Here is an 8,524-nt window from a genome sequence, read left to right as displayed (position 1 = left end):
GGGCAGGTCACGCAAGGGTTTCTTTTTGGTTGGCATACATGCACCTCTTACTCATGTTATGCCCGAACACAAAATTTCTGACACCCTCGGCAAGCCCGCTCCCACGCCTGCCGTGTGAGGTCGGCGTGGGAGCGGGCTTGCCCCGCGATGAGGCCCGCTAGCCTTGCTCCAACCCTTCAAGCACGGCTTCGGCCAGCGCCAGGCCTTTCTCCAGCGAGTTCTCCGTCGCCGTCAGCAAACTGCGCAACGGCTCCCCCGCCTTCTCCAACGCGGCAGCATTGGTCTCATACGCCGCCTTCAACGCCGCCACGGCGCACACCAGCGCATCCTCGCTATCAACGCCAGCACGTACCGAGAGAATCGGATCATGGGCGTGATTGCAGGTGCCAAAGTGGGAACAAGCGGTGACGGGACGTGATTTGCGCGGGGTGAGGTTGACCAGCGATTCCTGGTTCATGGCTGCACCTCTCGATGAAAGGTGTCGATCTCGACAAATACGAACGGTGGATCTGGAACGATCTTCTTGAGCATGGTGCGACTCCTTGCAGCCTTCTGAAGTGTATCTCCGTGCCCATACGCCAATATGGGTGGACGGAGCCGTGCGGGTTGGCGTTGCCGGTCAGAAGGTCCGGTGAGCCCGAAGGCTCCCACACACGGCTCCGCCCATAACGGGTGCAACCATGCAGGACACGCTATCGCAGGTGCGATGTGCCCGGTTCTGACAGCGGGACGCCAATCCCGAACCGCAGAAACTACTGCGGTGCGGCACGGTACTCAAGTACCGCTTATGTGTCAAAAGTGTTCATCGCCCCCGACCCAATCCTGTGCAAGCCCAACCTGCAAGCACCATCCTGGCTCCTCCTCGCGCCCCGATTCGTCGCACAACCGCTCTACCAAGCACCTTCCATCGCTCGGCACAGCCTTTGCAATCTCCGACTAGGCCAACACCTACCATCACATCGGAGTGAGCACATGAAGCGACGCAGTCTGATCAAGGCCTTCACCCTCAGCGCATCGATCGCCGCGATGGGCCTGAGCTGGAGCATCCAGGCCGCCGAGACCATCAAGGTCGGCATCCTGCATTCGCTGTCGGGGACCATGGCGATTTCCGAGACCTCGCTCAAGGACATGGCGCTGATGACCATCGACGAGATCAACGCCAAGGGCGGGGTCAACGGCAAGCAGCTTGAGGCGGTGGTGGTGGACCCGGCGTCCAACTGGCCGCTGTTCGCCGAGAAGAGCCGTCAGCTGCTGACACAGGACAAGGTGGCGGTGGTGTTCGGCTGCTGGACCTCGGTGTCGCGCAAGTCGGTGCTGCCGGTGTTCGAGGAGCTCAACGGGCTGCTGTTCTACCCCGTGCAGTACGAGGGTGAAGAGATGTCGCCGAACGTGTTCTACACCGGCGCTGCGCCTAACCAGCAGGCAATCCCGGCCGTGGAATACCTGATGAGCGAGGACGGTGGCGGCGCCAAGCGCTTCTTCCTGCTGGGCACCGACTACGTCTACCCGCGCACCACCAACAAGATCCTGCGCGCCTTCCTGCACAGCAAGGGCGTGGCCGACAAGGACATCGAAGAGGTCTACACGCCGTTCGGCCACAGCGATTACCAGACCATCGTCGCCAACATCAAGAAGTTCTCCGCCGGCGGCAAGACGGCGGTCATCTCCACGGTCAATGGCGACTCCAACGTGCCGTTCTACAAGGAGCTGGCCAACCAGGGGCTGAAGGCCACCGATGTACCGGTGGTGGCCTTCTCGGTGGGTGAAGAGGAGCTGCGTGGCATCGACACCAAGCCGCTGGTGGGGCACCTGGCGGCGTGGAACTACTTCGAGTCCGTGGATAACCCGGTGAACCAGAAGTTCGTCGCCGACTGGAAGGCCTACGCCAAGGCCAAGGGCCTGCCGGGGGCCGACAAGGCGGTGACCAACGACCCTATGGAGGCCACCTACGTAGGTATCCACATGTGGGCGCAAGCGGTGGAAAAAGCCAAGTCCACCGATGTGGACAAAGTGCGTGAGGCACTGGCCGGGCAGAGCTTCAAGGCGCCGTCGGGCTTCACCCTGACCATGGACAAGACCAACCACCACCTGCACAAGCCGGTGATGATCGGCGAAATCCAGGATGACGGACAGTTCAGCGTGGTGTGGCAGACCGAGGAGCCGCTGCGGGCGCAGCCTTGGAGCCCGTTCATTCCGGGGAATGACAAGCGGCCGGATTATGCGGTGAAAGGTAATTGAGTGACCAGGGGCCGCTTTGCGGCCCTTTCGCGACACAAGGCCGCTCCCACAGGTAGATCGCGTTCCAATGTGGGAGCGGCCTTGTGTCGCGATCGAGGGCGAAGCCCTCGCCTTACCCTGACTACACAGGAATAACTAATGCTCAGATTCCTGCTCACCCTCTTGTTGTTACTGCCCCTGGCCAGCCACGCCAGCGAAGGCGAGTTCTTCCTCAGCGCCAAGCCCGCCGACCAGGCGCGCCTGCTCGAAACCTGGGCCGCGCAACCCGATGCCGCCCGCCTGCCGCTGCTGGACAACCTGCGCCAAGGCCGCATCGCCGAAAACGACACCCGCAAGCTGCGCCTGAACAACCGCCTGCGCGGCCTGATCGACAACGCCCTGGCCAGCCATCGGCTATTCAGCGACCAAGCCAGCATCCGCCTGGCCGCCGCCCAACAACTGCAAAAAACCGCACAACCGGCGCAAATGGCCTTCCTCGACCGCCGCTTCGCCAGCGAACCCGACGCCGCCGTGCACGCGGCCCTCGGCCTGGCCCTGGCCAACCTGCAACTGGGCGCCAGCGAGCCCGCGGTACGCCTGGCCGCCGTGCGCCTGCTCGGCGAAACCGGCGACCCACTGGCACGCACCCGCCTTGAAGCGCTACTACAACCCGACGCCGAAACCGACGCCGCCGTGCGCACCGCCGCCGAAACCAGCCTGGCCCAGGTACAGCGCAAGCTGCTGGTCGGTGAATTGCTCGGCCAGGCCTTCAGCGGCTTGTCGCTGGGTTCGATCCTGCTGCTGGCGGCCTTGGGTCTGGCGATCACCTTCGGCCTGCTCGGGGTGATCAACATGGCCCACGGCGAGATGCTGATGCTCGGCGCCTACAGCACCTACATGGTCCAGGTGCTGCTGCAACGCTATGCCCCCGGCGCCATCGAGTTCTATCCGTTGATCGCCTTGCCGGTGGCCTTCGCCGTCAGCGCGGGTGTCGGCATGGCGCTGGAGCGCACAGTGATCCGTCACTTGTATGGCCGGCCGTTGGAAACCCTGCTGGCCACCTGGGGCATCAGTCTGATCCTGATCCAGGCCGTGCGCTTGATCTTCGGCGCGCAGAACGTCGAGGTGAGCAACCCGGCCTGGCTGTCCGGCGGCATCCAGGTGCTGCCCAACCTGGTGCTGCCGTACAACCGCCTGGTGATCATCGGCTTCGCCCTGGCGGTGGTGCTGCTTACCTGGCTGCTGCTCAACCGCACGCGGCTGGGCCTGAACGTGCGCGCGGTCACCCAGAACCGCAACATGGCCGCCTGCTGCGGGGTGTCCACCGGCCGCGTCGACATGCTCGCCTTCGGCCTCGGCTCCGGCATCGCCGGGCTCGGCGGCGTGGCCTTGAGCCAGGTCGGCAACGTGGGGCCGGACCTGGGCCAGAGCTACATCATCGACTCGTTCCTGGTGGTGGTGCTCGGCGGTGTCGGCCAACTGGCCGGCAGCCTGTGGGCGGCCTTCGGACTGGGCATCGCCAACAAACTGCTGGAGCCGCAGATCGGTGCGGTGCTGGGCAAGATCCTCATCCTTGCGCTGATCATTCTGTTCATCCAGAAGCGCCCGCAAGGCCTGTTCGCCCTCAAGGGACGGGTAATCGACTGATGAACCAGCCATTGATTGTCACTGCCACGCGCAAGACCGGCACCCGGGTTTCAATGGCCGTCGGCGCCGTTGTCGTCCTGGTGCTGCTGGCCCTGCCGCTGCTGTCGCTGCTGCCCGACGGGCACGCCTTGCAGGTCTCGGCCTACACCCTGACCCTGGTCGGCAAGGTCCTCTGCTACGCCATCGTCGCCCTGGCCCTGGACCTGGTCTGGGGCTATGCCGGGTTGCTGTCGCTTGGCCATGGCCTGTTCTTCGCCCTGGGCGGCTACGCCATGGGCATGTACCTGATGCGCCAGGCGGCCGGCGACGGCCTGCCGGGGTTCATGACCTTCCTGTCGTGGAGCGAGCTGCCCTGGTACTGGGCCGGCACCCAGCATTTCGCCTGGGCGCTGTGCCTGGTGGTGCTGGCGCCGGGGCTGCTGGCGCTGGTGTTCGGCTTCTTCGCCTTCCGCTCGCGGATCAAGGGCGTGTATTTCTCGATCATGACCCAGGCCCTGACCTTCGCCGGGATGCTGCTGTTCTTCCGCAACGAGACAGGCTTTGGCGGCAACAACGGCTTCACCAGCTTCCGCACCATCGTCGGTTTCGACATCGCCGCCCAGGGCACTCGGGCCGTGCTGTTCCTGCTCACGGTCGGCCTGCTGCTGGGCAGCCTGTTCCTGTGCTGGCGCCTGACCCAGAGCAAGTTCGGGCGCCTGCTCACTGCCGTGCGTGACGCCGAGAACCGCCTGATGTTCTGCGGCTACGACCCGCGTGGTTTCAAGCTGCTGGTATGGGTGCTCAGCGCCGTGCTGTGCGGCCTGGCCGGGGCGCTGTACGTGCCGCAGGTGGGCATCATCAACCCCAGCGAGATGTCGCCGACCAACTCCATCGAGGCCGCCGTGTGGGTGGCCCTGGGCGGGCGCGGCACGTTGATCGGGCCTCTGCTCGGCGCCGGCCTGGTCAATGGCATGAAGAGCTGGTTCACCGTGGCGTTCCCCGAGTTCTGGCTGTTCTTCCTCGGCGCGCTGTTCATCCTCGTCACCCTGTACCTGCCCAAGGGCGTGGTCGGCCTTGTGAAGAAAAGGAGCCAGCCATGAGAAGCGTGCCCCCGGTGCATCCGGAATTCATGCTGGAGCCGATCTTCGACCAGATCGGCAGCGGTCGCGAGGCGATCGGCCTCGGTCGGCGCCGCGAGACTGGGCTCGACACCCGCCACGGCACGGTGCTGAGCCTGGAGGGCATCAGCGTCAGTTTCGACGGCTTCAAGGCGCTCAACGACCTGAACCTGTACATCGGCGTCGGTGAGTTGCGCTGCATCATCGGCCCCAACGGCGCCGGCAAGACCACGATGATGGACGTGATCACCGGCAAGACTCGGCCCGACACGGGGACCGCGTTTTTCGGCGACACCCTCGACCTGACCCGCATGAGCGAATGCCAGATCGCCCAGGCCGGCATCGGCCGCAAATTCCAGAAGCCCACGGTGTTCGAGGCGCTGACGGCGTTCGAGAACCTGGAGCTGGCGCTCAAGGCCGACAAGTCGGTGTGGGCAAGCCTGGTGGCGCGGTTGTCCGGCGAGCAGCGCCAGCGCATCGAGGAGGTGCTGACCACCCTGCGCCTGCTGCCCCTGGCCCAGCGCCAGGCGGGGCTGTTGTCCCATGGACAGAAGCAGTTCCTGGAGATCGGCATGCTGCTGGTGCAGGAGCCGAGGTTGCTGCTGCTCGACGAGCCGGTGGCGGGGATGACCGATGCCGAGACCGCGTTCACCGCCGAGCTGTTCCGCTCCTTGGCGGGCAGGCATTCACTGATGGTGGTGGAACATGACATGGGCTTCGTCGGCAGCATTGCCGACCATGTGACGGTGCTGCACCAGGGGAGTGTGCTGGCGGAAGGGTCGCTGGCGCAGGTGCAGGAGGATGAGCGGGTGGTCGAGGTGTATCTCGGTAGATAGGCCCGCTCCCACGAATTGAACGACTCAAGGGCAGAACATGCTGAAAATCGACACCCTGCACCAATACTACGGTGGCAGCCACATCCTGCGCGGTCTGTCCTTCGAGGCCAAGGTCGGCGAGGTCACCTGCCTGCTGGGCCGCAACGGCGTGGGCAAGACCACCCTGCTGCGCTGCCTGATGGGCCTGCTGCCGGCCCGCGAGGGCCGCGTGGAATGGGAAGGCAAACCCATTACCACGCTCAAGCCCCAGCAACGGGTCCAGGCCGGCATCGGCTACGTGCCGCAGGGCCGCGAAATCTTCCCGCGCCTGACCGTCGAGGAAAACCTGCTGATGGGCCTGTCGCGGTTCCCCGCCCGCGAGGCCCGGGAAGTGCCAGCCTTCATCTACGAACTGTTCCCGGTGCTGGAGCAGATGAAGCAACGCCGTGGCGGCGACCTCTCCGGTGGCCAGCAGCAACAGCTGGCCATCGGCCGCGCCCTGGCCAGCCGCCCGCGCCTGCTGATCCTCGACGAGCCCACCGAAGGCATCCAGCCGTCGGTGATCAAGGAAATCGGCGCAGTGATTCGCACGCTCGCCGACCGGGGTGACATGGCCATCCTTCTGGTGGAGCAGTTCTACGACTTCGCCGAGGAGCTGGCCGACCAGTACCTGGTCATGGCCCGCGGTGAGATCGTCCAGCGCGGCCGGGGTGAAAACATGCAGGCCGAAGGTGTGCGCGGCCTGGTTACCATTTAATCTGCAGCCACTTCCCTTGCGAGACGCTGTCATGAGTTACCAGATCCGCGACGCCCTGATCGACGACATGCCGGGCATCCTCGACATCTACAACGACGCCGTGGCCAACACCACGGCAATCTGGAACGAAACCCCCGTGGACCTGGGCAACCGCCAGGCCTGGTTCGAGGCCCGTGCGCAGCAGGGCTATCCGATCCTGGTGGCGGTGGACGACAGCGGCGTGCTGGGCTATGCCTCATTTGGCGACTGGCGGCCGTTCGAGGGCTTTCGCCACACCGTCGAGCATTCGGTGTACGTGCGTGGCGACCAACGCGGCAAGGGCCTGGGCCCGGTGTTGATGGACGCGCTGATCGAGCGCGCGCGCCACTGCGACAAACATGTGATGGTCGCCGCCATCGAGAGCGGCAACGCCGCATCGATCCGCCTGCACGAACGCCTGGGCTTCAGCATCACCGGGCAGATGCCGCAGGTGGGGGTGAAGTTCGGGCGCTGGCTGGACCTGACCTTCATGCAGCTTTACCTGGATGACAACACCCTTCCCCCTTCAAGGACCTGAAGCCAATGAACACCGCCCAGCTGCACCGCGTCACCCACGAAGGCCTGGCGTACTACCGCGACGGGCTGGTGGCCCTTTTGCTGGATGCGGTGCGCCAGGGCGCGTCGGTGGGGTTTCTGGCCGATATCGACGAGCAGCAGGCCAAGGCCTACTTCGATGAGGTGAAGGCAAAAATGGCCGGTGGCGAGCAACTGCTCTGGGTCATTGCCCACGGGCAGGAAGTGCTGGGCAGCGTGCAGTTGGGGTTGTGCCTGAAGCCCAATGGGCTGAACCGGGCCGAGGTGCAGAAGTTGCTGGTGCACAGCGATGCTCGGCGGCGTGGGCTGGGGCAGCAGTTGATGGGGGCCCTGGAGGCCGAGACGCGGCGGATCGGGCGGAGGATGCTGTTTCTCGATACCGAGGCGGGGTCTGGGGCCGAGGCGTTCTATCGGGCGCTGGGGTACAGCAAGGCGGGGGAGATTCCGGATTATGCCTGCGGACCGGAAGGGGTGTACCGGGCAACAGCGTTGTATTTCAAGGTCCTGGCGCCGGCTTCAGAACGGCGTTGATGCAATCGCGGGGCAAGTCCGCTCCCACGAAGCACCTCGATGCCTGGCGTGGGAGCGGGCTTGCCCCGCGATGCTTTTACTCTTATATCTGGGTAAACCTGCCCAACCGCTGCTTCAACATGCTGTTCTCACTGCGTAACTGCTGCACCTCTTCCAACAGTTCCAGCGCCAGCGCCACCCCTTCCCACTCCAACTCCAGCTCCTGATGCAGCTTCACCGCGCGCTTCAGCGTCACCGGCGCGCGGTCATCGAACACCCACTCCTCGGGCGTTCGCCCTGACGGTTCGACAATGCCGTGCTCGACGATCTCGATCACCCAGTCGGCCGATACATTGGCCTCCTGGCACAGGGTACGCATGTCCAGTTGAACGATCAGGGTGCTGCTCATGATCACTTACTCCATTGAGTCCTCGGATTGAACGCGGCTTTCTCGGAGAGCTGGGTCCACAGTTCGCGCGCGGCGGCGTCGGACTGGGCGGGCATGACCACCTTGAGCTGGGCGTACAGGTCGCCGCGCTCGCCCTGCTTGTTCAAAAGGCCCATGCCCTTGACCCGCAGGCGCTGGCCGCTCTGGCTGTCGGGGCGGATGGTCAGGTTGATCTTGCCGGTCAGGGTCGGCACGGCCACCTTGGCGCCGAGCGCCGCTTCCCACGGTGCCAGCGGCACGGTGATGATCAGGTCATGGCCTTCGACATCGAACAGCGGGTGCGGAGCCATGCGGATGGTCAGGAACAGGTCGCCGTTGGCGCCACCGCCCACGCCCGGCGCGCCCTGGCCCTTGAGACGGATGCGCTCGCCGTCGGTCACCCCGGCGGGGATCTTCACGTTCAGCGTTTTCGTGGTGAACCCGGTACGCTGCCCGGCACCGTTGGTCTGCGGCACCTGGA

Annotated in this window: 10 protein-coding genes; 7 read left to right on the top strand and 3 right to left on the bottom strand. The window is 64.9% G+C overall.

The genetic code is table 11. From position 1 onward, the window contains the following. Window positions 1-157 precede the first annotated feature (157 nt). Entirely contained in the window at window positions 158-457 is a 300-nt protein-coding gene (locus CC207_RS10445; protein WP_028691297.1) for a hypothetical protein, read from the bottom strand. 515 nt (window positions 458-972) lie between these two features. On the opposite strand from CC207_RS10445, the gene urtA reads away from it, so the two are divergent. The 7 genes from urtA to CC207_RS10410 all read left to right on the top strand — a co-directional run bounded on the left by urtA (window position 973) and on the right by CC207_RS10410 (window position 7,637). Beyond that, the gene (urtA, locus tag CC207_RS10440) at window positions 973-2,238 is read left to right on the top strand and encodes an urea ABC transporter substrate-binding protein (protein ID WP_028691298.1); all 1,266 of its coding nucleotides are present in this window, start codon (window positions 973-975) and stop codon (window positions 2,236-2,238) included. Between the two features lie 138 nt (window positions 2,239-2,376). Further along, on the top strand, window positions 2,377-3,864 hold the full coding sequence (gene urtB / locus CC207_RS10435; RefSeq protein WP_028691299.1) for an urea ABC transporter permease subunit UrtB: 1,488 nt from the start codon (window positions 2,377-2,379) through the stop codon (window positions 3,862-3,864). After that, window positions 3,864-4,943 (top strand): urea ABC transporter permease subunit UrtC, encoded by a 1,080-nt coding sequence (gene urtC / locus CC207_RS10430; RefSeq protein WP_028691300.1) that lies wholly within the window; start codon window positions 3,864-3,866, stop codon window positions 4,941-4,943. The genes urtB and urtC overlap by 1 nt, the downstream gene beginning before the upstream one ends. Continuing rightward, the gene (gene urtD / locus CC207_RS10425) at window positions 4,940-5,797 is read left to right on the top strand and encodes an urea ABC transporter ATP-binding protein UrtD (protein WP_178080962.1); all 858 of its coding nucleotides are present in this window, start codon (window positions 4,940-4,942) and stop codon (window positions 5,795-5,797) included. Before urtC ends, urtD begins: the two co-directional genes overlap by 4 nt. 37 nt (window positions 5,798-5,834) lie before the next feature. Continuing rightward, window positions 5,835-6,533, top strand: a complete 699-nt coding sequence (gene urtE, locus CC207_RS10420) for an urea ABC transporter ATP-binding subunit UrtE (RefSeq protein WP_028691302.1) — start codon at window positions 5,835-5,837, stop codon at window positions 6,531-6,533. Between the two features lie 31 nt (window positions 6,534-6,564). Beyond that, a complete protein-coding gene (locus CC207_RS10415) occupies window positions 6,565-7,089 on the top strand; it encodes a GNAT family N-acetyltransferase (RefSeq protein ID WP_028691303.1) in 525 nt (174 codons plus the stop codon). 5 nt (window positions 7,090-7,094) lie between these two features. Next, a complete protein-coding gene (locus CC207_RS10410; protein ID WP_088852053.1) occupies window positions 7,095-7,637 on the top strand; it encodes a GNAT family N-acetyltransferase in 543 nt (180 codons plus the stop codon). 82 nt (window positions 7,638-7,719) lie between these two features. Here the strand turns inward: CC207_RS10410 and CC207_RS10405 are convergent, their stop codons facing one another. After that, window positions 7,720-8,025, bottom strand: coding sequence for a chaperone modulator CbpM (locus CC207_RS10405; RefSeq protein WP_028688225.1), 306 nt, complete (start codon window positions 8,023-8,025; stop codon window positions 7,720-7,722). A gap of 2 nt (window positions 8,026-8,027) precedes the next feature. Continuing rightward, window positions 8,028-8,524: DnaJ C-terminal domain-containing protein (locus CC207_RS27510; RefSeq protein WP_305880224.1), on the bottom strand; the 497-nt coding region annotated here is incomplete at its 5' end.

The sequence above is a fragment of the Pseudomonas sp. DrBHI1 genome (genome assembly GCF_002205115.1).
In the GTDB taxonomy this organism is placed as follows: Bacteria; Pseudomonadota; Gammaproteobacteria; order Pseudomonadales; family Pseudomonadaceae; genus Aquipseudomonas; species Aquipseudomonas mosselii.
Note: the sequence above shows the minus strand (reverse complement) of the source record. Positions and strands in the feature narration are given on the sequence as shown.